This window comes from Aliivibrio thorii (assembly GCF_057368585.1).
This window is the reverse complement of the sequence record NZ_CM170654.1, coordinates 2,559,446-2,584,232: the sequence shown is the minus strand read 5'-3', so window position 1 is coordinate 2,584,232 and position 24,787 is coordinate 2,559,446. Positions and strand designations below refer to the sequence as shown.

At 37.7% G+C, this 24,787-nt stretch carries 23 protein-coding genes and 1 tRNA gene; 15 read left to right on the top strand and 9 right to left on the bottom strand.

Going from position 1 to position 24,787, the window contains the following annotated elements; genetic code table 11:
* The first annotated feature begins 41 nt into the window (after positions 1 to 41).
* The 3 genes from lptF to ltrA all read left to right on the top strand — a co-directional run bounded on the left by lptF (position 42) and on the right by ltrA (position 4,301).
* Positions 42 to 1,154, top strand: a complete 1,113-nt coding sequence (lptF, locus tag AC2IP4_RS11810) for an LPS export ABC transporter permease LptF (protein ID WP_105053980.1) — start codon at positions 42 to 44, stop codon at positions 1,152 to 1,154.
* Positions 1,147 to 2,223, top strand: coding sequence for an LPS export ABC transporter permease LptG (gene lptG, locus AC2IP4_RS11805; protein ID WP_375321755.1), 1,077 nt, complete (start codon positions 1,147 to 1,149; stop codon positions 2,221 to 2,223). The genes lptF and lptG overlap by 8 nt, the downstream gene beginning before the upstream one ends.
* Positions 2,224 to 3,065: 842 nt before the next feature.
* Positions 3,066 to 4,301: a group II intron reverse transcriptase/maturase gene (gene ltrA / locus AC2IP4_RS11800; protein ID WP_486310308.1), complete on the top strand. Its 1,236-nt coding sequence runs from the start codon at positions 3,066 to 3,068 to the stop codon at positions 4,299 to 4,301.
* Positions 4,302 to 4,418: 117 nt separating this feature from the next.
* On the opposite strand, the gene AC2IP4_RS11795 is transcribed toward ltrA, so the two are convergent.
* Positions 4,419 to 4,883 carry an RDD family protein gene (locus AC2IP4_RS11795; protein WP_375321756.1) on the bottom strand — a complete coding sequence of 155 codons (465 nt, stop codon included), beginning with the start codon at positions 4,881 to 4,883 and terminating at the stop codon, positions 4,419 to 4,421.
* A 179-nt stretch (positions 4,884 to 5,062) separates the two neighbouring features.
* On the opposite strand from AC2IP4_RS11795, the gene AC2IP4_RS11790 reads away from it, so the two are divergent.
* Both AC2IP4_RS11790 and AC2IP4_RS11785 read left to right on the top strand, forming a co-directional pair.
* Positions 5,063 to 5,147, top strand: a tRNA-Leu gene (locus AC2IP4_RS11790).
* A 156-nt stretch (positions 5,148 to 5,303) separates the two neighbouring features.
* Positions 5,304 to 6,548: a tyrosine-type recombinase/integrase gene (locus AC2IP4_RS11785; protein ID WP_130086909.1), complete on the top strand. Its 1,245-nt coding sequence runs from the start codon at positions 5,304 to 5,306 to the stop codon at positions 6,546 to 6,548.
* Positions 6,549 to 6,786: 238 nt separating this feature from the next.
* On the opposite strand, the gene AC2IP4_RS11780 is transcribed toward AC2IP4_RS11785, so the two are convergent.
* Positions 6,787 to 7,635, bottom strand: a complete 849-nt coding sequence (locus AC2IP4_RS11780; protein WP_486310307.1) for a hypothetical protein — start codon at positions 7,633 to 7,635, stop codon at positions 6,787 to 6,789.
* Between the two features lie 190 nt (positions 7,636 to 7,825).
* Here AC2IP4_RS11780 and AC2IP4_RS11775 point away from each other — a divergent pair, with 190 nt between their 5' ends.
* The 5 genes from AC2IP4_RS11775 (at position 7,826) to AC2IP4_RS11755 (ending at position 13,950) form a co-directional block, all read left to right on the top strand.
* Positions 7,826 to 9,145 (top strand): hypothetical protein, encoded by a 1,320-nt coding sequence (locus AC2IP4_RS11775; RefSeq protein WP_486310306.1) that lies wholly within the window; start codon positions 7,826 to 7,828, stop codon positions 9,143 to 9,145.
* Positions 9,146 to 9,491: 346 nt separating this feature from the next.
* Positions 9,492 to 10,106 carry an inovirus Gp2 family protein gene (locus AC2IP4_RS11770; protein WP_165366877.1) on the top strand — a complete coding sequence of 205 codons (615 nt, stop codon included), beginning with the start codon at positions 9,492 to 9,494 and terminating at the stop codon, positions 10,104 to 10,106.
* A gap of 193 nt (positions 10,107 to 10,299) precedes the next feature.
* Positions 10,300 to 11,244: a DUF4339 domain-containing protein gene (locus tag AC2IP4_RS11765; protein WP_486310305.1), complete on the top strand. Its 945-nt coding sequence runs from the start codon at positions 10,300 to 10,302 to the stop codon at positions 11,242 to 11,244.
* Between the two features lie 176 nt (positions 11,245 to 11,420).
* Positions 11,421 to 13,496 (top strand): LysM peptidoglycan-binding domain-containing protein, encoded by a 2,076-nt coding sequence (locus AC2IP4_RS11760; RefSeq protein ID WP_486310304.1) that lies wholly within the window; start codon positions 11,421 to 11,423, stop codon positions 13,494 to 13,496.
* A 4-nt stretch (positions 13,497 to 13,500) separates the two neighbouring features.
* A complete protein-coding gene (locus tag AC2IP4_RS11755) occupies positions 13,501 to 13,950 on the top strand; it encodes a hypothetical protein (protein ID WP_486310303.1) in 450 nt (149 codons plus the stop codon).
* Positions 13,951 to 14,055: 105 nt separating this feature from the next.
* On the opposite strand, the gene AC2IP4_RS11750 is transcribed toward AC2IP4_RS11755, so the two are convergent.
* The 7 genes from AC2IP4_RS11750 to radC all read right to left on the bottom strand — a co-directional run bounded on the left by AC2IP4_RS11750 (position 14,056) and on the right by radC (position 17,868).
* Positions 14,056 to 14,412 (bottom strand): hypothetical protein, encoded by a 357-nt coding sequence (locus AC2IP4_RS11750; protein WP_486310302.1) that lies wholly within the window; start codon positions 14,410 to 14,412, stop codon positions 14,056 to 14,058.
* A complete protein-coding gene (locus AC2IP4_RS11745; RefSeq protein ID WP_486310301.1) occupies positions 14,409 to 15,143 on the bottom strand; it encodes a WYL domain-containing transcriptional factor in 735 nt (244 codons plus the stop codon). Before AC2IP4_RS11745 ends, AC2IP4_RS11750 begins: the two co-directional genes overlap by 4 nt.
* Positions 15,144 to 15,160: 17 nt before the next feature.
* The gene (locus tag AC2IP4_RS11740) at positions 15,161 to 15,331 is read right to left on the bottom strand and encodes a hypothetical protein (protein WP_155654533.1); all 171 of its coding nucleotides are present in this window, start codon (positions 15,329 to 15,331) and stop codon (positions 15,161 to 15,163) included.
* A 126-nt stretch (positions 15,332 to 15,457) separates the two neighbouring features.
* Positions 15,458 to 16,348: an LPD25 domain-containing protein gene (locus tag AC2IP4_RS11735; protein ID WP_486310300.1), complete on the bottom strand. Its 891-nt coding sequence runs from the start codon at positions 16,346 to 16,348 to the stop codon at positions 15,458 to 15,460.
* 77 nt (positions 16,349 to 16,425) lie between these two features.
* On the bottom strand, positions 16,426 to 16,893 hold the full coding sequence (locus AC2IP4_RS11730) for a DUF2787 domain-containing protein (RefSeq protein ID WP_486310299.1): 468 nt from the start codon (positions 16,891 to 16,893) through the stop codon (positions 16,426 to 16,428).
* A gap of 64 nt (positions 16,894 to 16,957) precedes the next feature.
* Complete coding sequence (locus AC2IP4_RS11725; protein WP_486310298.1) at positions 16,958 to 17,401, bottom strand: DUF2787 domain-containing protein; 444 nt, start codon at positions 17,399 to 17,401, stop codon at positions 16,958 to 16,960.
* A complete protein-coding gene (gene radC, locus AC2IP4_RS11720) occupies positions 17,401 to 17,868 on the bottom strand; it encodes a RadC family protein (protein ID WP_486310297.1) in 468 nt (155 codons plus the stop codon). Before radC ends, AC2IP4_RS11725 begins: the two co-directional genes overlap by 1 nt.
* Before the next feature lie 170 nt (positions 17,869 to 18,038).
* Between radC and AC2IP4_RS11715 the strand changes: the two genes are divergently transcribed.
* The 5 genes from AC2IP4_RS11715 (at position 18,039) to AC2IP4_RS11695 (ending at position 24,715) form a co-directional block, all read left to right on the top strand.
* Positions 18,039 to 18,230: an AlpA family transcriptional regulator gene (locus tag AC2IP4_RS11715; RefSeq protein WP_486310296.1), complete on the top strand. Its 192-nt coding sequence runs from the start codon at positions 18,039 to 18,041 to the stop codon at positions 18,228 to 18,230.
* A gap of 96 nt (positions 18,231 to 18,326) precedes the next feature.
* Complete coding sequence (locus AC2IP4_RS11710) at positions 18,327 to 18,818, top strand: RNase H family protein (protein WP_486310763.1); 492 nt, start codon at positions 18,327 to 18,329, stop codon at positions 18,816 to 18,818.
* Positions 18,819 to 18,922: 104 nt separating this feature from the next.
* Positions 18,923 to 20,521 carry a type I restriction-modification system subunit M gene (locus AC2IP4_RS11705; RefSeq protein ID WP_486310295.1) on the top strand — a complete coding sequence of 533 codons (1,599 nt, stop codon included), beginning with the start codon at positions 18,923 to 18,925 and terminating at the stop codon, positions 20,519 to 20,521.
* Complete coding sequence (locus AC2IP4_RS11700; protein ID WP_486310294.1) at positions 20,518 to 21,747, top strand: restriction endonuclease subunit S; 1,230 nt, start codon at positions 20,518 to 20,520, stop codon at positions 21,745 to 21,747. Before AC2IP4_RS11705 ends, AC2IP4_RS11700 begins: the two co-directional genes overlap by 4 nt.
* Before the next feature lie 67 nt (positions 21,748 to 21,814).
* On the top strand, positions 21,815 to 24,715 hold the full coding sequence (locus AC2IP4_RS11695; protein ID WP_486310293.1) for a type I restriction endonuclease subunit R: 2,901 nt from the start codon (positions 21,815 to 21,817) through the stop codon (positions 24,713 to 24,715).
* Positions 24,716 to 24,787 lie beyond the last annotated feature (72 nt).

Sequence of the window (24,787 nt, the reverse complement as noted above, 5' to 3'; positions counted from 1 at the left end):
GATTCTGGCAAAAATACAAGTTTTCTATAGGTAGATTCGACGTGATTATTATTAGATATTTGATCAAGGAAACATTAAAGAGCCAATTTGCGATCTTTTTTGTTTTATTTTTGATCTTTATGAGCCAAAAATTTATTAGCGTTTTAGCTGACGCTTCGGATGGAGATATCCCTGGAGGGTTGATCCTATCTTTAGTTGGTTTGAACATGCCCGCAATGGGCTTGCTGATGCTACCTTTGAGTATTTTTATAGGTATTCTTCTTACTTTTGGGCGTTTATACGCAGAGAGTGAGATCACAGTAATGAACGCTACAGGTATGGGGAATTCAATCCTTATTCGTGCTGCGCTTTACTTAGCATTAATTACAGGAACCGCCGCGGCGTTTAATTCACTATGGCTATCTCCTTGGAGCCAAGAAAAAACAACGCAATTAATGGAAACTGTTGAAACTGATGCAGGTGTAGATTTATTGCAAAAAGGTCAATTTCAGCGCTCTCCTGATGGCCAAGCTGTCGTATTTATTGATGATATTAATACGAAAAATGGCAAAGAATTAGAGCATGTTTTTCTCGCTCAACCGATACCTCGTGACTCATTGCGTCCAAGTGTTTTAGTTGCAGAGCGAGGTGTAGTGAAAGAATTGCCTGATGGTCGTCAAGTATTAGATCTTCAAAGTGGTACTCGATATGAAGGTATTCCAACTCGTTTAGATTATCTTGAAAGTAATTTTGAATCTTATGAGCTATTAATTGGACAAAAAGAAGTTAAAGAAAAGCGTCGTGATTGGGATGCGATTCCTACGTTGGATCTAATTAAACGCAATGAACTAGAAGCGAAAGCTGAATTGCAATGGCGAATCTCTCTTATTATTTGTATACCACTATTAACCATGGTGGTGGTGCCGTTGTCAGCCGTAAATCCCCGACAAGGGCGTTTTGCTAAATTGGGGCCAGCTGTTCTGTTGTATCTTGCCTATTTCTTATCATTAAGTGCGGGTAAATCAGCAGTAGAAGACGGTGGGTTAGCGCCTTATATTGGCTTGTGGGCCATAAATGCTGTGCTATTAATTATTGGTATTGTATTGAACTCAATGGACAGTGTGTTTGTTAGAAAATTAAAAGATAAAATGCGGAGAAAACCAAAACATGTTTAAGATTTTAGATTGGTATATTGGCCGTACGATTATAGCAACCTCTGCATTATGTTTGGTGACCTTGGTTGGGTTATCTTCGATCATCAAATATGTTGAGCAATTACGAAAAGTAGGCAAAGGCACATACGATCTTTTAGATGCGCTTTATTTTGTTATTTTAAGCATGCCTCGTGATATTGAAATGTTCTTTCCTATGGCGGCCTTACTTGGTGCTTTGATTGGCTTAGGGATGTTAGCAGCGAGCTCTGAGCTTGTAGTAATGCAAGCTGCGGGGTATTCAAAATTAGATATTGGCGTATCGGTATTGAAAACGGCAATCCCATTAATGTTGATGGTTATGGCGTTAGGTCAATGGGGAGCACCACAAGCCCAAAAAATGGCTCGTGATTTACGAACTTTTGAAACATCAGGCGGCAATATTGCTGCCGTAAGAGCAGGGGTTTGGGCTAAAGATGCTGATGACTTTATTTACTTATCCCGTGTTGATAACCAAGAAAAACTATACGGTGTCACCGTGTGGCAATTTGATGATGACAGCCAATTAAATAATATTATTTTTGCACGAAAAGCAGATTATCAATCTAAAGAAGCAGGTTGGCTAATGAGTGATGTTTCTATTACTCAAATGGAAGATGATGCAGCAATTAGTGAAAGGAAAGTCGATAGTCTGAATTGGTCAACTACATTAACGCCAGATAAATTGGCTGTAGTAACTGTAAAACCAGAAGAGCAATCTCTTACTGGGTTATATGATTACGTTACTTATTTAAAAGATTCAGAATTAGATGCATCGCGTTATGAATTAGCTTTTTGGCGTAAAGCATTGCAACCTATATCAGTTGCCGTAATGATGTTATTAGCTCTTTCTTTTGTCTTTGGGCCGCTACGAAGTGTGACTATGGGAGCAAGAATACTGTCAGGTGTTATTGCTGGTTTTACCTTCTATATATCTAATGAAGTGTTTGGGCCTATGACCTTGGTGTATAACATCCACCCCATATTTGGTGCATTAGGACCGAGTTTAATTTTCTTGTTAATTACTTTGGCCTTGTTAAATCGGAAGTTATAAACGATTCAATAAAAAGGAGATACTGTAAAGTATCTCCTTTTTTTTGTTTGCCCAGCAAAGCTGGCAAACCCGTCTGCTTGCAAGATAGCAGAGTCACCCCGACTAAGGGGAAGACAATCTGAATGGCAAGGGCGTCACTGGCCAACGGTGGGGTCTGAAGGAAGCCATAGGAAGTTAGATGTACACAACTAACCGTAACCTGTTTCGGCGGGATTGGTGGGTAAGCGTCCAAAATAGCGCGAAGCCCAATACTTAGTCAGACCAATTCTGTGCTTGAGGGTGGCATATCTAACAGGGAGTCAGTGCAATAACTGGGGAAGCCTGGCATCTAAACTTAATTGTCAGTAAGTGGCTTAGATTCAAGAAGAAACTCAAGATCTAATGCCGATGTGAGGTGGCAGATGAACCCGTAGTAGTGAGTAAGGCTAGGCCTGTGAAAGCCAGTGATGGTGTGGAGGACAAAACCAAGCCGACTATCAGTAATATATCTGATAGAGTCAATTTGAGCCAAAAGCACTTATTGATTGCGAAGGGGGGAAGTGATTTATAAATTACCTTAAAGTGACGTAATTTATGATGGGTTCACGAATTACCAAATAAGGTAAAGTCTCTATTTCAATGGCTAAGGGTGATACTAAAGCTGTGAATAGAACTGGGCACGGGGAGTAAGTGTTTCTCTTTACTAGAGGCATAGAGGCGGTTAAGCATATTGCGAATAAAAGGGCGTAGCCTTGCTAGAAAACTTAACGCGACAACGAAATAAACCTAACCAACATAAATAAAGTCAGCAGCAGGTGATGTGAGATAATAATTTGAGAGTACACTATAGCCTTTACGGGCGCATGCTATCACTGCAAGCGCTTTACGTGGCATACAAACAAGTGAGAAAGAATGGAGGCGCAGCTGGTATTGACGGGCAGCGTATCGATGATTTCACACAAAATTTGGAAGTAGAGCTCAGAAAACTATTACTTGAACTACAAGAAAAGCGCTATCAAGCGCGGCCCGTAAAACGAGTTGAGATCGCCAAAGACGATGGCGGTATCAGGTTATTGGGGATCCACACAGTTCGAGACCGAATTGTTCAACAATGTTTAACGAATATAATGACTCCCATATTTGACCCAAACTTTCATCCATCCAGTTATGGATATCGGGTTGGGCGAAGCTGTCATCAAGCCATCAGCAAAGCTACACTCTTTATACGTAAATATAATAAGCGGCATGTTGTTGATATGGATCTGTCTAAATGCTTTGACATGCTTGACCACGATCTGATAATCAAGTTCGTGCGAAAGCGCATCGTGGATGGCAGTATCTTAGGCTTGATCCGTCAATTTCTAAAAAGTGGAGTCATGGTTGGTGAAAACTGGCAGAATAGTGTAATAGGCAGTCCACAAGGTGGGGTGATTAGTCCACTACTTGCTAATATCTACTTAGATGAATTCGATCAAGAAATGATGAGGCGTAAGCATCGAATAGTGCGATACGCGGATGACATTTTGATATTCTGCACCTCGAAAAAGGGTGCAGAGAATGCATTAAAAGTAGCTAGCCATATTTTAGAAGTAACGCTAAAACTTAAAGTGAATGAGCGGAAAACCCATATAGCACATAGCGATACAGGTATTAAATTCTTGGGAGTGGAAATTTTTACAAATTACACGGCAATTCAAGAAAAGAAGCTCAAAACATTAAAAGCGAAAGTAAGACAACTCACCAAGCGTAATGGAGGATTGAATTTAGCGAGAGTGCTAAAGCAACTGAATCCAGTGCTCAGAGTGTTTGTAAACTACTTCAAAATAGCCAATATTACGAGCACACTGAAAAGCCTTGCGGCTTGGATAAGGCGGAGATTGCGAGCGGTACAAATGAGTTTGTGGAAGAAGCCGTGCAGATTGCATCGTCGTCTTAAGCAACTAAAGTACAAACCGCCATTTAAGTCCATAAAAATGGACTCATGGCGAAACAGTGCGAGTCCGTTAGCAAGCTATGCGATGCCTAATCAGTGGTTCAAAAATCTAGGCTTGTATTCAATAGACGAAGTTAAAACAGGTGTACTCGCTTCTTTTTATTAAGAAATAGTAAATTGCAGGAGCCGTATACGAGGTCCGTACGTACGGTTCTGTGAGAGGGATGAGGCAAAAGCCTCACCCTACTCGATGTGTCTATAAATTGATTTTACGTGAATAGAGCTATACGGCTTTATCCAGAACAATTACTCGAGTTTTTGCCCATGTATCTTGGAAAGCGGCGTTATCATGAGACATGAATACTAAAAGGTTACCTAAACCAAATGCCGAGGTAGACATTCGGATAATGGCTTGAGTTAATGTAATTGGTGAGCCATCAAGTTGTTGAACTTGTAGTTTCCAAGCTCGCATTCCCAGTGTTTGTCCCTGACACCAAAAGTAAGCAAAGAAGCCAACAAAAACAGAAATAAGAGTGATAGGGTATAGATTGCTCCACATAGGGTCATGGTTTAGATATGAACTAACATCAGGGTATGAGCCATAACTGACTATGCCGACGCCATATAGCATCTCAAGAGTTGCTACGATAGCACCACCGGTTAACATCATCACAGCACTGATGATTAGAGTATCGTAAAACCAAGCCCCCATGCGGCGCATAAATCCTGCTTGTTTTTTTGTTGTCATTTTATCTTCCATAAATTAAAAAACTGACAGCAGTATAACGATAGATTCGATAAAAATGAAAATCAGATTGTAAATAACTGTTGAATATTTCAGCAAACAAATATCTTAGAGTAATAAAGAGCTTGCGCCATGATCATCTCTGAGTATAATCAGTCACATCAAGCAGTAATGCTGATAAAGCCGGTATGGTGAAATTGGTATACACGACGGATTCAAAATCCGTTTCCGAAAGGAGTGGCGGTTCAAGTCCGCCTACCGGTACCATATTTAAGAAGAAGGACGTCCTAGGACGTCCTTTTTTCGTTTATATATCAGGCTTTAGCGTGCATCCTTGTCCATAGACGTTCATTGCTATCTTGTGGAATCCAGACATTTATGTAACCCTCAATGTAACCCCTATATTGATTGCGGTATAAATTAATGGCAAAGAAAGTAACCCCACTAACAAATACTCAAGTTAAACAAGCAAAGCCTAAAGATAAAGAGTACTCCTTAAATGATGGTGATGGCCTTGCATTACGTATTCGACCTACAGGTGGTAAGTCTTGGTTTTTTACTTATGTAGTACCGATCACTAAAAAACGGTTTAAGATTAGTTTTGGTAGTTATCCTGATGTGACATTAGCTCAAGCTAGAAGGCAGAGAGATGAAGCAAGGTCTTTAGTTGCAAATGGCATCGATCCTAAATTACATAAGTTAGAGTCTGAAGCTTCAATTAGGGATGCTTTAGGTCATACTTTTGATAGCATATCGACTAGATGGCTTTCATTAAAAAAAGAAAATACTCTTCATAGTACATATATAAAGCGTGAAAGATTACTAACTAAATACTTATCACCTCATTTATCAATTCTTTTAATGACTGATATTAAACCAATGCTAGTTAAAAATATTCTTGATCCTATAGCTGATGATGGAAAGATCGAAACGGTTAAACGTCTTTGTATTATTATCAATGAGGTAATGCGATTAGGCGTAGCTTCAGGAGTTATAGAGTTTAATCCTCTTGCTGATATAACTAAATTGTATCCTACAAAAAAAGTGGTACATAATCCTGCTTTAACACCAGAAGAATTACCTGAATTAGTAAAGAAGATTAATCTTAGTAATACTAAAATAGTGACTCGCTGTTTGCTTATGTGGCAATTACATACGATGGTTCGTCCCGGAGAAGCTGTAAAAGCAAGATGGAAAGAAATAGATTTAAAAAATAAAGTATGGATTATTACCTCTCGAACAATGAAAATGAAACGAGAGCATATTGTACCGTTAACGCCTCAGATGCTTGAAATACTCGATATAGTAAAACCGATATCAAGTCATTTAGAATTTATCTTTCCTGCTGACAGAACACCAAAAGATCATAGTAATCCTCAGACAGCAAATATGGCACTTAAAAGAATGGGCTTTAAAGATCGCACTACGGCTCATGGGTTAAGATCTTTAGCGAGTACAACATTAAACGCTCAGGGATTCGATGGTGATTTAATTGAAGCTGCATTAGCTCATGAGGATGAAAATAAAATTCGACGAGCATACAATCGAACAGATTATCTTGAGCGTAGAAGACCAATGATGCAGTGGTGGAGCGAGAGAATTGAGAGGGCGTCAACCGGAGAGATTTTAGAAGTTGGCTATAAAGGTTTGAGTATTGTTAATGGTTAATATTTGGTAATAGAGATCATAAAGTGCAACCGATTATGACTAATTATAATCGGCTGCGCTGGGGTCATCTGATTTGATTCTATATCATTTTGTTTTATAATGAATAAGTCATATTGATTTTATTTGTGGAATACGTATATGGAATACATAAGATGTTTTTGTTACCTTATTTCTGATTATCGTTCTTATTTTAATCTATATCATTTGATGTATGAGTAGCTACGTACCTATGTGATTTTTATTTACTTAAAGACTCGTAAAGTTTATTTTTTGTTTTGTGTTTTCTCTGTTGCTTCCTGATATTTGATCTATTTCTCTTCGACTGTTTTAGTTGGGTAGTTGATTCACTTAACTCGCTATTTAGATATTCTTTTTCATTAGTAAGTTCTTGAGGAATGTTTTGCTCAAGTTCTTTATCTTGCAATCCTTTAACGGTGGTTTCTAATACATTTTCGTCAGATTCTTTAATGCCAACTAGCTTTAATAGTCTTTCATTTTCAACTTCAAGTTCTTTTATTTTCTGGTTTATATCTTTATTGGTATAAAACAATTCTTCTTTTTCTTCGTGTAATTCAGAGTAGTTAATAATATTATTTAAAAAATTAACTTCGTCTTTAACGTTTATATCTTTAATTGAATTGCTTTTTATTAGTTTTCTTAATTCACCTTCTAAGTGATTAATATCATCGGCTAATGATATTAAAGATTCAACAATTCTAGTCTTAGATACATTTGCTTTCGTTGATAATATCCCTAACCTTTTTTTTGAGTAAGGTGTTAAAGAAAAGGTTGAATTAACATTTTTACTTGAATGACTACGCCATGCACTCTTTAATAAATTCAGCCTTCCTCTCGCTGTGTCATAAAAATCGTCTTTGTTTTTTTCATCTAATTCAGCCTCATCAGTAGACCAAGATAAGATAAATTGGTTACAGAATTCTTGATCTTTAATGCCTATTTCATCTCTAGAATACCGATAGATCCATTGGTGAGTTCGAGCATACCTCCTAAACCAAAGAGTCATTTTAGGATCTTTCGGCTTAAGCCATTTTAATCTTTCTTTAATCGTTTTATTGCTATTACTCATACTTCTTACTTCCGTATCCAATGTCCCTAGTTGAATAGTACACAATTGAAACCAAACATTAAACAATACCTTTAATAGTACTTAATTAAACACTTAAAACCGTATTTTATAACTTAGATTTAATTTGAAATTTTGTATATACTTGTAGGTTAATAACAGGGTGTATGTGGAGTTTATGGTTAGGTTTAAATTGAGAGTAAAAGAAGACAATAACCTATCTCCTGAAGAGTGGTATTTGGTATTGTCCTTATATATTGAAGTCGTTCTCTATCAGAATGAAATCGTTAACGTAGAGGTATCTCGTTTGGTTTCAGATTTTGGTTCAACAACAAAGGTTGTTAAGAATGTCGTTGAGTATTTGGTTAAGAAGAAAAATATCAAGCTTGTAAATCTTCCGTCGAAGGCAAGGCAACTTATTTTTAGTCAGGATGATATTGCTACTTTAGTTGAGGAGTGGGCAAGGTTCCCCTCATGGAAGCAAGATTCGATATTAGGTTTATTTGAGCCAGAGAAAAGGAAAATATTAATACCTAAAAAAATAGAAGGATCTTCAAGTAATGTGGAAGCGTTACGTAATTCAAATTTATTGTTAATGTATATCTTAATTTTACATTCTAATGATGTTGGTTTAGTAAAAAAATTGAGCCATAAATCTATTAGATTAATGATGGGAGGGATTAGTGAGGATCGTTTAAAATCACAAATAAAGACGTTAAAGAAAACTAATTATTTATTGAATTCTGTAGGAGGAGCTTCTGGTAAGTATCTTTTTGGTAAGCGGTCTGGTGTTATTTTTTTAAATTTAATGAAAATTCAACGACCATCATTTTCATTTGATGGTGGAAGTGAGATAGAAGTCAATGGAGTTGAACTTAAAAATAGTCTGTTTCCGTCATTAGCTATATTGTTGATAGGTAGCTTTTGTCATAAAAATAACTGTGATTATACTTACAAAAAAATGGGATTAAGATTATCAATTAGAGATAAATTGGTTGATGATGCTAGTAATATAACGCCAATACTTTTTAATTCTATTTTTGATGGGCGAACAGATGTATTACTCCAGCTTGAAGTTGAAAAGTTAGTATCTAAACTATTGTCTAACTTTGGAGGGGTAAATGAAAAAGAATTAGATGAGTTTATTAATAATCTTTGTAAGATGAATGATTTGTTTTCTGATAAGTATAAGATCCAAAAAGAATGCGATAATGAATTGAAAGCATTTGAAACAATAATTAAAGAAATAGTTATCAATATAGCGTCAACGGTGATTAACTGTCTTAAGTTAGAACCTAGTATAGTTAATGGTAAGCATTTGATTGTTTATCCGCATGAATTGGAATTTTCAACCCTATCATCAATGCGATCTAAATTTTATATTGTATCTAGGTTAAGTGATGACTCTCTTGCTCTATCGTTGATTGAATACTCATATGTAGTGAGGTATAAACAAAATGAGCACATTAATCGAAAGAATGGTTGGGAATTGAAGGTAAAAAGATACACCTAACGTCAGAGTAATTTCATTTCTACTATCCTGTGAATGTCTAGGGTGTTTTTGATTAATGCCCTTAACATCCTTTAGGTAACAACAATCGTGTAGTGTTGGATATAATATTATATATGTTCTTTATATACCCTATTAACTATATGTTCTTTCTTAATACATACTCTCTCATACATACCATTGTTCTTTAGTAATACACACTAACCATACTGCCTACTGATACCTTCCTAGTCATACTCATTAGTAATCCTAACCAACACATATCCATTACCCATTTGATTAATCCTTATCACCAATAAAAAATAATCTACTCAATTATTCCTTTGAGACTAACTTTTAAGGAATGAACATGTATACATTACCGATACCATATTCTGAATATAACAATGGGAAGGGATTAAATCCAAATTACTTAACTATTCTTGGTGATACACTTCAACACTCATTGAATGATTATAATAGGGTTTTTGCATTGAGAGTGGATTTACATCTATCAGGCTTTGAATTAATTGATGTGAATAGGAAAATAACTCGCTTTATAGATTCCCTTAAAGCACAACTGAAAGCCTGTGAATTAAAGCGGAGTAAGCGAGGAACACGTATTTACCCTAATACCCTACGTTATGTATGGGCGAAAGAAACAGGCATCAAGAGCAAACGAGAGCACTACCATTTACTATTGTTGTTTAATAAAGATGCTTATTATCGATTAGGTGATTATACATTTTCAGAATCATTAGCATATAAAATAGAACAGGCTTGGTATGGTGCATTAAGTATTTCTAAAATAAATCGAAAGGGATTAGTTCATTTTCCTAAAAATAGTAGTCATTACATTGATAAAAATTCAAATGAATATGAGAATCAAGTTGATAAGGTGATGTACCGAGGTAGCTATCTTTGTAAAAACTATAGCAAAGTTATATCGCCTAAAGTTCGTTCATTTGGGTCTAGTACTAAATAAGGGCTTTTAGTTAATAATATATTATCTAAATTATTAGGAAGCGTAGCGAGCTTCCTAAGTCCCATATCTCCTTGTTTCTGAGTTGCTTATCACAAAACAAATCATTACTCATATCACTAATACGGCATGAGACACTTGATGCCCCTACGGATTGTACGTTTCTCTTTTATTGTTATTACGTTAGGTAAATAAAATGAGTGAACAAGCAATGTGGTTCTATGAATCGAAAGGCAAAAGGGAAGGGTGCGTATCCACCATTGAGATAATTGAATTGATTACTCAAGGGGTTATCCATCAAGGAACTCAAGTGTGGAAAAAGGGAATGACAGAATGGGTAACACTAGAAGAAAGTGAATTAGCTCAATACTTAGAAGATGTGCCACCACCACTAAGCAGCAATGATGTACCACCACCGTTACAAACAGTGCTAGACGTTAATTCTAATGAAGAAAGTTTTAGTACTAAGTTCGCTGGTATTTGGCGTTTTATCTATGCGCCTACCTTTGCGGCCATTGCAACGTATATTGCGTCTTATCTGATTGAGGGAAGCAGTAGGCAAGCGTTTGGGTTATGGTCAACATCAGGTATGGCTGTAATTTCGTTATTAATCATCTTTGCTGCATGGGCAGAAGACTTATGGCGATTTAAGAAATCAGCCAATTACACAGGCTGGTCTTGGTGGTGGCTGTTTGCTCCTTGTTATATTCATGACCGTATGGGTAAGCAATGGAAGTGGACGATAGGGCTAATCGTTTTATCGTTAGTTTGTAACCTAATAGCGTCTGCGGCTATTGCATTACATGGTGATGGGTACTTTGATGATAATGACTCATATAGCTACCAGTCACAATCTAACGCTCAAGTAGGTGGGATGGATTTGAATACCATCGAGTTAGAAACGTATCTGAACACCACGAATACTGACGCAGCAATGACAGGGCATATTAGTGTTGTCATGCTTGATGATGTTACTTATCGAATTTCTTACTCTAATCTGTGCGGCTCTAATGGATGTGACTACAGCTACCTTAAATCAGCGCAAGATGGTGGTTATTGCTACGTATTAGGTAGTAGTGATGAACAAGCGATAGCGGCTACACAATGCAGCTCAACGCCATTTAGATTGACATATAACTAAACACAATGGGAAGCCTAATCGCTTCCCATTTTTTATAGCTATTTAAAACGCACAACCAAATTACGTGACGTACAACCAAGAAAAATATCTTTGGTTATTTTACCTAGTCATTCAGTTAAAAGGTGGTTGTATTTTAGATTAACATTTGAGCGTGATTTAAAAGAGAAGAATAACGAATGAAAGTGTGGGATGAAAAGTTAGAGAAGTTTGTTGAGCCAGTAGATGAAGCAACACCAAAGTTTGTGAATGCGTATTTCCCGTGGAATGAAGAATTAGCCAAGGCGACTAAAGTTGATGTACCGCATTATGAGCCTGCTAAAGAAAAATCCGTTAAAGCGGCCGCCTTTGAATATTCCATTGAAATCGCGTGTGCTCAAGATGAACTGAACACCTATCAAGTGGGTGTATTCTCTTTAGGCAAAACTAAAGAAGAAGCCAATATATCCGCATGGAATAAAACTCAAAATGAGAAAGGTTTTACCCTGTTAACGGCTAGTGTGGATATTGATGAGTCAAAAACACTCAGTCGAGAGTTCTTTATATCAAGTGGCAGTGCCATGGTATTTGATGACGTAAAGCCTGTTAAGCAAGGCGTTGCTCATGCTACCGAATCATTCATTCCAGTAAAGCCAGCGGTTCAGGTAGGTGAACGTCTTGGTTGGCCTACTGAGGGGTATTTTTATCATTTCATTGATGATGCGTTAGTGCATGAATATAAGTTAATGGGAAATGGTAAGTGGGCATTTCAAGTCACTCAATCTACAGAGCACCATTTAAGTGATGAGTTAACATCAACGCATCAATACAGTTTTATTCTTTTACCTTGGAAGATTGATAGTACTGTTGTTGCTCGTCAGCACCTGCTTTATCTCTCAGAGAAAATGGCCACACAACAACTTGAATCGTTAACGGCACAGTGGATTGATGAAAATGGCTGCTTGCTTGATATTAATGAGATCGTTGAAACCAAAAAAGAAAAGGCAGTAGAGCGAGAAAAAGAAAGCAACGGTCAAGTGACTTATGTTATTCAGTCAGGGGATACCTTATCTGGCATTGCATATAAGCAAGGATTAACATTATCACAATTGGTTGATTTGAATCCGCAATATCAAGGAAAAGAAGACCATATTCAAGTCGGTGATACATTAGTTTTAGAAGAAGCAGAAGCCTATATTATTTCTGCTGAGCATATCGTTAAGATTAATCCTGAAACAGGTGTGCGTGAAACGTGGGGAGAAATAGCAACTCAATACGGATTAGCAGCGAAAGCATTATTGAATTTAAACCCAATCTATGAGCAAGACCCAAGTACATTAAAAATAGGTGATACGCTGTTTATTGGAGATAAGGAGAAAGCGAATGAAACTAAGCAAGTTAGGAAAACCCTTCCTCCTGTTGATGTGACAAAAGAGAAAACGGTATTTTCGTGGGCTAATTTATGGAGTGAGCCACAATCACCAACGATACATCCAGTGGTAGCCACACTGCATAAGTTGGATTCAATACCCAAGAATACAACAGTAATAAATGTACGAGCGAAGAAGCATGGAATAAACCCTAAGAACATGTATTGGCCTGCGTATGATTTTACTAAAGAGGGTGATGATAGATATTTTGACGAGGTTGAATACACTGATGAGATTACTACCTTAGCAGCATTATCTAAAGCGGAGTTCGATGAGTTTTTTACTAATGCTTCTCATGTTATCGCGGCTAAAGATTTCGTTGTTGGTTTATACCCTACAGTAAAAGATAAACTTAATTTCTTAATCAATAATACATCAATGACGGGTGTTGTTCGTATCGTTGATGGGCAAGAATCCGTGATTCTTAATCACATTAAAGCGTACTTTCCTATTTTAGAAAAAGGAACGTTATTTTCAGCATCAAATCCACAAATCATTAAATGGGCATTTGGTTCAACCGCGTTGAAAGGTGCCAGTAGATTCTTAACATTAAGTGCACCGACTGAAATTATTGTAGGCTCTGCTTTGAATGTGGTTAACTATATGGTTAATGATGAGCTGACGTTAAGAGAGTTAAAAATTGCACAATGGCAAATTGTAGTTAGGTTGATTGCTGCTGCTGGTACTGTTTTTGTAGCTGGTGTGATGTTTCCTACTTGGGTTGCTTCTGCATCAGCCGGGGTTACTTTTACCCTAGCGTCTACAGCTGTTTATTTTATTGATACGCAATTTAACGAGGATACCTTTAGTAAAGGATTAATCGAACATTATTTACCAGAAGAATGATTAAATGATTAAATTATTGTTACACTTATTTCTTATCGTTACTACGTCATACGGGGCAATGTATTTTTTATGGACAGCGTCTTATCATTTGCTTTTTGATGATTCAGCTACATATGTAGTGAGTTTTCGTTATGCGATTCTTGGTATAATTGGTGGGCATATTTGGGTGGGATTAGCTAGCGTTACCGCTTACCAGCACATTTCTCGTTGGTGTAAATATAGAGAATTTAAACATAATAAGTATAAAACTAGCTTGGAAAAAAGAGCTGTATTTATAGCATGTATCATTGGCTTTTTTCCATATTTCATTAATAACTACTATGTTGAAAAGTATGACTTAGTTAGATGTGAGAGTGATTTATTTATTGACCGTGATGATTTCTATTTTTCTCGTTATGTGAGTTCAATAGAGGAGTGTCCTATCAAATTAGAAGCAAACAAAAAAAAGAATTAAACCAAAAAATAAGTGTTTGTTTTTTTGATTTAAATAGTAAAGCTCGTATCATAAGGTACGAGCTTTTTTTATTGTCTGAATAGATTTAATAACCCTTTAAATTCGTTAGTTAAATGTCCACGTCCAATCACCTTGATTACTTTGAACGGTAATTTCACGAACGTCACATTGATACGTTAATGCGTAAGCAATGGTGCTTTGTCCATAATTCAGTGCAACAGGGTAACGAGGGCGTGGTTTGTTTTGGATTATTTGCAAGCGTGTTTGAGCCAGCTTCACGTCACAATTACCACGGTTCATTACAATGCCTGTCACCTTTAGATTATTAGCAAGAGCCGTTACTTTAATGTTGTGTTGAGCTGGAAGTGTTTCTACTGAAATATCCATTGGTGCAGACTCAGCGAATGCTTGAGTCGTAAAGGTACTTGCGATTAGTGCCAGTGTGATAAGTGTCTTTTTCATGGTGTTTCTTCCTTAATGGTATTGGTTATATTATTTTTCCAATGCGTTTTCACATTGAAGGTGGGTGGGTATTCAAAGGTGAACGTTGATACGCTTACGGTGTTGATGTGTTCAATGGCTATGATTTGGGTTTCCAGTTGCTCATTGATGTATTGCCCTATGACTAATTCAATTTGTGAGTGGTGGTGAATTAACCCTAGTGGCATGACATACAAAGCTGCGGTTTCATGCAGATGCAAGGTAAGCCAGTGATTGTGATAAAGAGCCGTGTTTATTTTTTGAAAGTTATCCTCATGAGTTTGGTGTGGTAATTGACTGCTTATTTTTTTAAGCCATTGTCTTTCTTTAGTTGTACTCGCTATTGAAGACAAAGAGCGTCGAGCATCTTCAAATCGATTCTGTAATGCTTTTAAAAGACTCGCTGGTGTTAGGTGAACCAAGTGCTCATTCGCTAACTGAAAGATAAGTGCGTCTCTTGGTGGTATGGCGTGGTGGTGTAATCTGTTTTGATAACCATAAGGTTTGCTGCGGTCATCTTTCTCAATTAAGTTAAGTTCCACTAATACATTGAGATTGCGCTGTATGGTGCGCGTATCACGATGTATGTCCCTTTCAATTAATTGATTTCTAATCTCTCTGGTGGTGGTCTTAAAGTGATGAGGAACGAGCTGATATATCTCAAACACAACAGATAAGTGCTCTTGAGTACTAAAGCGTGTTTGTTTAGTCATGGGTAAATGCTCAGTGATTACTGATTATCTGAATTAGCAATGAGGGTAATGTCATCAAGGGTATAACCACGTCTGAGTAGTTCATCCGTAGCTATCTCTTTGGTTTGTGTTGATGTGCTGGTTTTTATTAATTCAAATAGCTCATGAATGAGTTTGGTTTGGATGGTGTTTCGATTGATGGTTGGCATAGTGATAACTCAAATAATGACTTTCCCTAGAGTGTAAATAGCCATTGGGCATCAAGCGTCCAATGCGGTTTTAATCGATAAAATAAGAGAGGAGGCCGTTTAGCCTCCTCATTGTTTTTATGCTTTTCATTCAGGAATACTCATCTCTCCCAATGGCACGTATTGTGATTTACTGCGATACGTTCCAAAGGTGATTTTCTCCACGCACCAACCATGATAAAGATAATCCACATCCGTTAAGCCTGAGCCTTGCCCTATGCCGTAGTTATTACGATGCTCACAGCTTTGCTCTTTGTCGTTTAGAAATACCGTATCAGGATGATTCAAACAGGCTTTACGTAACTCAGGAAATAATCGTCTGGTGTGGGTAGACCACGATAAAATAAGAGTGCGAAGGGTTTTAGTATGATGCTCTCCTGAATACGGCTCACAGCGTTCTTTGTCGTATTCGGTGTAAGTGGCTACGATGACACCTTTCGCCCATTCTGGGATCACTAAAGCCGCTTGAAATGCCTTTTCATTAGCTTGGTGGGCTTGCCATTCTTTTTCTTCTTGCTCACGTTTGGCTTGAGCTTTATCTCGCTCTTGTTGCTTAGCAAGCTCAGTGGCTTTGATGGTTTGAATTCGAGCGTCAGTCACCAACGCTATATCAAAACGATAGGTTCTAATAAGAGAGATTAATTGCTGATGATTAGCATCATTACGTAACCACGGCTTATCCGCATCTAGGTGATGTTTTTGATGGTACTCAAGGGTACTAAGACAATGATCAGCAAAGCCTGTGTCATTGCCACCACAACCTAAATCTAATCGACATTGGTGTTCATCCCCATTTTCAAACGTCACCGTTACATTGGTTTTGTCGTAACCGCCTAATGGATTTTTTTTAGCAACGTCCAATGCTTTACGTTCAAAGTCCATAAAGTCATACAACTGGCCTTCATTGAACTCATTGGATTCAGACCAATTGACTAAGACAGAAAATGGATTAAGGGTTGGTGTTATTTGTTTATTCATGAGTTAGTTATCCTGATTTTTAGGCATAAAAAAACCGCAACCAAAAGGCTGCGGCATGATGTGTAATTGAGTGCTGATTAAGATACGTTGATTTCTATTTCGTCATACATCTCCATAGATGCATAAGCTAGAAAATTATGCTCCCATAAGCGGTACAGTTCAGCGGCATTCGCATTGTTTTTAATGGATGAATAATCCCTTAAGTAGCTGGCAAACCATTCACCACTTAGAAAATCAAAATCCAGCTCTTTAGCTAATTCGGGATATTGATTGCCCACAAAGGCAAAGTCTGTGATGTAGGCGTAGTGCCATGTGTTATCGGCTTCTTTGGTTAGTGCAATCTCAACAGGATGAAAACCACCGTTTTCAGCGCTGTAGCTTTTATCTCGAAAGTTAAAGGTGATGCTGTTTGTTTCCTCTAAACCAGAATGCAACTCAGGGTGTTGATTAAGCGCATCAACAAGGCACTGGTTCAGCTTGTTTGATACTGGCAACAACGTAGGAATAAGATTAGTGGTGGTAATGATGGTTTGTAATTCAGACACGGTGTGTCCTCCTATGATTGAAATAAGATAATGGATTGGTAAAACGAATTAAGGTTGGATTAGATTAAGTGCGTATCTCGTTAGCTGAAATATCATCGAAATGTTGATTTCTAAGTTGACGACAAAAGGCGAGTGCCCATGAAGTAAATAGGTCGATGACTTGTGGCCTTGCAAGCTCACAGCCTTGAATGTCAGGTTGATAGAACCAACCACGCTTAAAGTTAAAATATAGCTCAGGTGCAACGTTTGGGCTGTGTTCGTCGGGATAAGAAAAGCTGGCAATAAACACCAACTTCCAAATATGGCGATTAACGTCGTCTCGCTCAAAGCGCATTTCTACAGGGTGTAATCCTTCTCGTCGATGGTAATAGCTGGTGTCTCGAAAGTTCACTGAAAGTCGGTTGATGTCAGTACGAAGGGAAAAGCTATCGAGTACCACTTCAAGATGACGATGCAGATTTTTCGGTAAGGCTAGGTTTTTACCGTGAACTACTAATTCTCTTTTCATTAGATAAGCCCTCGTTCAGCAAAAGAGACACAAGGTGAGCCAACCACCACATGATCAAGCACTCGAATATCTAGCAGCTTCAATGCATCGACTAATCGAGTGGTAATGCGTTTATCGCACTCTGATGGTTCAGCAATACCTGAAGGGTGGTTGTGCGCAAATATCACCGCAGCGGCATTGGCTTGTAATGCTGCTTTTGCAACTTCACGAGGATACACGCTGGCAGAATCCACCGTCCCATAGAACAGCTCTTGATAGCTAATCAGTTGATGTTGGTTATCTAAAAACAGCACAGCAAATACTTCACGCTCTTGATGGCCTAATTTCATCGATAGGTAGTGCTTGGTGTGCTCAGGGTTAGTGAATGACTGCTCACGCTTGTATTGGTGTTCAAGTAACTCAGCGGCTTTCTCAAAGACTTGTAAGGCCGTCATAGGGGTAGTAGTGACGTAATCGGTTGAATGCATAATGGAACTCCTTGAAAGAATAGATAGGTATATACAAGGAGGTAATATGTGATTGAAATTATTTGGAAACGTGGTGGGTAGAGGTTGATGAGGTAGGGGGAAGCGCACGCAAAATAAAAAAGTATTTTGGAGAGGAATCTTTTGAACTTATAACTCAAAGGATAACCATCATGCGTTTTTTAAAACTAAAAGAAGTCATGGCACTAACCGCTTTAGGTCGCTCAAGCATTTACAAATTCATGGAAGAAAGCCGATTTCCTAAAAGCGTGTCGTTAGGTGATAGAGCCGTAGCGTGGGTAGAAAGCGAAGTTGAAGAATGGATGTACGAACGCCTAAGCCAGCGTGATGAGAAACAAGTCTAAGCAATTCTCCCCAAGAGCAAATTCACCACACTTAAGAATTAATTAAGGCTGGTCTACTAAGGCCAGTAAACCCAAATAAGGAATAACCGAATGAATATGAAAGTAGACCAAACCTCAAACCAAGTACCTTACTTTATCTTTATAGATGGAGTAGCCCCAAGCAGTGACGGCAAGTGTACTCAAGGGGGTATCGGCATCATCGTGTTTGATGAGGTGAGTAATATCATTGATGAGCGAATGATTACGATAAAAAGAAAAACATATAAATATGAAATTGAACTTTTAGCATTAATTGAAGCGTTAGAGTACGCCACTGATGGAGACTCAATTCACTCAGACAGTGAGTTTATAGTAAAAGGGTACAATGAGTGGTTAGATAATTGGAAAGCAAAAGGATGGCGTAAGAGCGATAAAAAGCCAGTGGCTTACCGTGAGTTATGGCAACAAGTTGATAAATTACGAGCGACAAAGTATGTCGAAGTCATCAAGGTGAAAGCCTATATTGGTGGGAATGAAAAAGCAGAAGCATTGGCATTTACAGCAGCGCACTGTGATGATGTGATTATTGTGAATACATCAGCAACGTAACAGAAGAACATTAGCTATAAAGGGTCACTTATTGGTAGAATCTCGGCATTATTTAGCAATGAGCATTCATTGCATCGAGTTATCATTAAAGAGCCTTAAATCTCATGACAGAAACCAACGTACAACAACATCAGCAAGAGCTGAAAAAACAGCTTTGGAATATTGCCAATACCTTACGTGGCAATATGTCAGCAGATGATTTCCGTGATTACATTCTCGGTTTAATCTTCTACAAATACCTATCAGACAAACTCAACAAATACGCAGATGAAATATTGTCAGAAGATGGCGTTATCTTTGCGAATGTGAATGCCACCACAGAAGATGGTAAAGAAATCCTAGAAGCCGTAAAAGAAGAAGCGTTAGATAAACTTGGTTATTTCTTTACGCCTTCTGAGTTATTCCACGTTATCGCTAAAGCAGGTGAAGACGGTGAGTTTATTCTTGATGATGTTACCCAAGTACTGAACAACATTGAAAATAGCACCATGGGTGCAGATAGTGCCGAAGATTTTAACGGCTTGTTTGATGATTTGGATTTAACCTCAAACAAGTTAGGTAAAACCCCTGATGCACGTAACAAGCTTATCTCTCAAGTACTCAAGCATTTAGACAATATTGATTTCCACTTAGAAAGCAGTGAAATTGATATTCTAGGTGATGCGTATGAATACCTGATTGGTATGTTTGCTAGTGGTGCAGGTAAAAAAGCAGGGGAGTTCTATACCCCTCAAATGGTGTCTAAGTTACTCGCAAAATTAGTCACACTTAATAACGCTAATATTAAATCAGTATATGATCCTACATGTGGCTCAGGCTCATTGCTTTTACGTGTAGCGAAAGAAGCCAACAACGAAGATTTACAATTCTACGGACAAGAGCAAAATCCAAGCACCTACAACTTAGCTCGCATGAACATGATCATGCACGATGTTCATTACAACCGTTTTGATATTCAAAATGATGACACGTTAGAAGTGCCATTACATATTGATGAGCGTTTTGATGCGGTTGTTGCCAACCCTCCGTTCTCTGCGGATTGGTCAGCAAATCCATTACATTTAAATAACGTGCGTTTTTCGGATTACGGCAAGTTAGCCCCTAAAGGCAAAGCGGATTTTGCTTTTGTTCAACACATGGTTCATCAATTAAATGACAACGGCACAATGGCCGTGGTATTGCCTCATGGTGTGTTATTCCGTGGAGCAGCAGAAGGGCATATCCGTAAGCATTTAATCGCTGAGAAAAACTACCTAGATATGGTGATTGGTCTACCAGCTAATATCTTCTTTGGTACGTCTATCCCTACTTGTGTGTTGGTGCTTAAAAAGAACCGTAAGCATGATGATAACGTGCTGTTTATTGATGCGAGTAATCACTTTGAGAAAGGCACAAACAATAACGTTATTCGTGAATCAGATTTAGACCGTATTTTAAATGCAGTGACTAAGCGTGACGGCCTATCAGAAGAAGAGTTAAAGAAATTAGCTCATGTAGCTACACAAGCTGAGTTAAAAGAGAACGATTACAACCTTAACATTCCTCGTTATGTGGATACGTTTGAAGAAGAAGAACTTGTCGATTTAGCTGTAGTAGCCAAGCAGTTAGTTGATAACGATAAAACCATACTAGAGACAGATAAAACCATTGCTGATTTTTGTGCTGAGTTGGGTATTGATGCACCGTTTGAGGTGACGGCATGAGTGAGTTAATACCTAGGTTAAGATTTTCTGCTTTCAGTGATAGTTGGACTGAGTGCGAATTACAAGAAGTGTCTACAAAAAATATATCATATGGCATTGTTCAAACTGGTAGTTATGTAGAAAACGGTGTGCCGTGTGTTCGTGTAGTTGATTTAACCAAAGGGCTTGTAAAACCAGATAACTTGATTAGAACTAGTTCGAAAATAAGCCAATCATATAAAAAGACTATCTTAGAAAAAAATGAGTTGATGATTGCTTTACGAGGATATATTGGGCTTACTCAACGTGTTAAATATGAACTTGTAGGGTGTAACCTGACAAGAGGGATCGCAAGGGTTTCTCCTGATTTTAATCGTTTTGATGCTGGTTATATTGAAACATATTTAAATAGTGATAACGTTCAACAAATTTTTGATAAACGTAAAAATGGTTCAGCGTTAAAAGAAATACCTATTTCGGAACTTAAAAAAATACCTGTTCGATATCCAGAATTTAAAGAACAACAAAAAATTGCCTCTTTCCTAACGTCAGTTGATAGCAAAATCAGTCAACTAACAGAAAAGCATCGTCTTTTAAAAGAATACAAAAAAGGCGTAATGCAGCAGATATTTAGTCAGCAGCTTCGCTTTAAAGATGACGATGGGAAAGCGTTTCCTGAGTGGATATTTGTACCATTGAATAAGCTGGCTAATAAGCAATCACAAAAAAATAGAGATAAAACGGTTAAAGAAGTACTTACGAACTCTGCAAAGCATGGCATTTTGCTTCAGAGTACATACTTTGATAAAGAAATAGCAAAAGAAGATAATACTGATAATTATCATGTTGTTGATGTTGACGATTTTGTATATAACCCTCGAATTTCAGTGTTAGCGCCTGTTGGTCCAATTGGAAGAAATAAAGTGGTACGAGGGGTTATGTCTCCATTGTATTCAGTGTTTAGATTTAATGATTTAGTTGAACTTGATTTTATTGAGCATTTCTTTAATGGGGCAACATGGCATAAATATATGCACAGTGTAGCCAATTTTGGTGCAAGACATGACCGTATGAATATTTCATCGAGTGATTTAATGAGCTTGCCATGCCCATATCCTTGCCTAGAAGAACAACAAAAAATAGTTCAGTTCCTACAATCTATCGACAAAAAGATTGACGCAGTAACGCAACAAGTCGAACAAACCAAGCAATTCAAAAAAGGCTTATTACAGCAGATGTTTGTGTAGGGCTACACAATAAAGTAACTAAAGGGCGAGTTTATGTATTCGCCCTTACCATAGAGAATAACGTCAAATGGCTTATCAAAGTGAACAACAATTAGAAGACAAGTTAATTGTCCAGTTGAGTACACAAGGTTTTGAGGTGGTGGCATTACCTGATAATGCAGCCCTTGAAGCTAACTTAAAAACACAGCTTGAAAAGGTGAATAATTGCACCTTATCGGAGCGTGAGTTTACTCAAGTATTAGGTAAGTTAGAAAAGGGTAATATCTTTACTAAAGCCAAAACACTGCGTGACCAGTTGGACATCACTTTAGATAATGGTGATAGCCGTCATTTGACGTTACTCTTTGATGATACCGCGTCATCAACACAAAAGAATCTGTATCAAGTCGCCCAACAAATCACGGTTAAGGGTATCTACACCAATCGCTATGATGTGACCATTTTAGTTAATGGCTTACCGTTAATTCAGATTGAATTAAAGCGTCGCGGTATTGAGCTTAAAGAAGCCTTTAACCAAGTAAAGCGTTATCAAAAACATTCTTATCATGCTAACCACGGCTTGTTTAATTTTATTCAATTGTTTGTTATCTCTAATGGGGTAAACACTCAGTACTTTGCTAATAACAGTGAAATGTCAGCCAAACAAACCTTTGATTGGACAGACGTAACCAATAAACGCATTAGTCAGTTATTTGATTTCAGTAAGGTGTTTTTACAGCCTGAGCATTTAACCGCAATGCTAAGTAAATACATTGTCTTAAATGAAACTGAAAAGTGCCTAATGGTGCTGCGCCCTTACCAGTTTTATGCGGTAGAGGCGATAGTTAACCAAGTTAACACCACCACTAAGAATGGGTATATCTGGCATACCACAGGCTCAGGGAAGACCTTAACCTCATTCAAAGCCGCGCAAATCATGACAACACTTTCCAGAGTAGATAAAGTTGTGTTTGTGGTGGACAGAAAAGATTTAGATTATCAAACCGCTTTAGAATTTAATGCTTTTTCTAAAGGGTGTGTAGACAGTACTGAAAACACCAATATGCTGTTTCATCAGTTCATTGATAAGCCACTTAAAGGTAAAAAAAATAATGAGTACCGCAATTCAAAATTAATCGTTACTACACTGCAAAAGCTCAACAGTGTGATATCTAAGTCTCGTTATTTAAAAGAGATGGAGTCATTAAAAGATAAGCGCATTGTGTTTATTTTTGATGAATGTCACCGCAGTCAATTTGGGGATACTCACAAGAGTTTGATTGAGTTCTTCAAAGGTGCTCAATTATTTGGTTTTACTGGTACGCCTATCTTTGCTGAAAATGCAGTAGCTAAGAACTCAGTTAAGAAAACCACCAAAGACTTATTTGATGAGCGTCTACACGCTTATGTGATTGTTGATGCTATCCGTGACCAAAATGTATTGAAGTTTGCGATTGAATACGTAGGTCGATATCAATACAAAACAGGCTCTAAAAACACCTTAGATATTGATGTGGAAGACATTGATACCAAAGAGCTGTTATCGTCATCAGAGCGTCTAGATAAGATAACCGATTACATCATTGCCAATCATAATCGCAAGACTCACAGCCGCGCCTACAACGCCATGTTGTGTGTATCGGGTATCCCTGAGCTAATTCAGTACTATGAATTGTTTGCTAAGAAAAAAGCAGAGGGTAAACACACGCTAAAAATAGCGACGATTTTTAGTTATGAGGCCAACGAAGAAGAAGAGTATGAATTAGGTGGCTCTGATGCTGTAGAAATTAAAGAAGCCGCAGCGAAGTACTTAAATAATACGGATGCAGTAAAGCTACACAGTCGAGATAAGCTAGAAGCATTCATGGCAGATTACAATGCGATGTTTGGCTCAAGCTATACCACTAAGGATTATCACTCGTTCGATAAGTATTACAAAAATCTGTCTCAACGAGTGAAAGATAAAGAGATTGATATTCTTCTTGTGGTAAATATGTTTTTAACAGGCTTTGATGCGAAGTGCCTTAATACACTTTATGTCGATAAGAACCTCAAACATCATGGATTAATTCAAGCGTTCTCTCGCCCTAATCGCTTGTTAGATGAGAAGAAGTCCCACGGTAATATCGTGTGCTTCCGTAACCTGAAAAAAGCCGCTGATGAGGCATTTACGCTGTTCTCTAACAAGCAACCTAAAGAGGTGATAGAGACACCAGCCTACGATGAGCTATTAGCTGATTTTGATAAGGCGTATGGGGCATTAATGGTAATCACACCAACCCCTGATTCGGTGGATGATTTACCAGATGAAGATGCTCAAAAGTTGTTTGTTCTTCAATTTCGTAAACTGATGCAGCTTAAAAACATGCTGAGTAACTTTGCTGATTTTGATATGGCATCAACAGGGATGGATGAGCAAGAGTTCCAAGACTTCATTAGTAAATACGCTGATTTAAGTCGTCAGATACGTGAAGGCTCAACCAAAGAAAAAGTCTCTATTTTAGATGATGTCGATTTTGAATTAGAACTGCTGCACCGTGATGAAATTAACGTGGCTTACATTCTTCATCTATTGCGTGAATGGCATGGTGAAGACAGCGAAGAAGCCAAAGTGAAAAAGCGTCAAGTCATTGCTAATTTAGTGAGTACCGACCCAACGTTATTAAGTAAGAAAGAATTGATTGAACGATTCATGAATGAGCATCTTGATGGCATTCCAGCTCAAGTGAATGTAGAAGAAGAGTTTGAGTTCTTCTGGGAAAAAGAAAAACGTCTTGCCCTAGAGAAAATGGCGATAGAAGAAAAGCTTAATCAAGGTAAGTTAGAGAGCTTAGTTAGTCGATATGAAACGAGTGAGGTCATGCCATTACGTGATGACTTTGCCGCAACACTTGAGAACAAGCCAACCATACTGCAACGTAAAAAGATTGTAGGGCGTTTAACTGAGAAGTTTAAAGGCTTTGTCGATACGTTTATCGGTGGTTTTTAGTTTTTCGATATAGAGCTTCCTCTGTTATGTTTAAGACGTTTTGTCGAAAGTAAAACAGGGGAATTGTACATA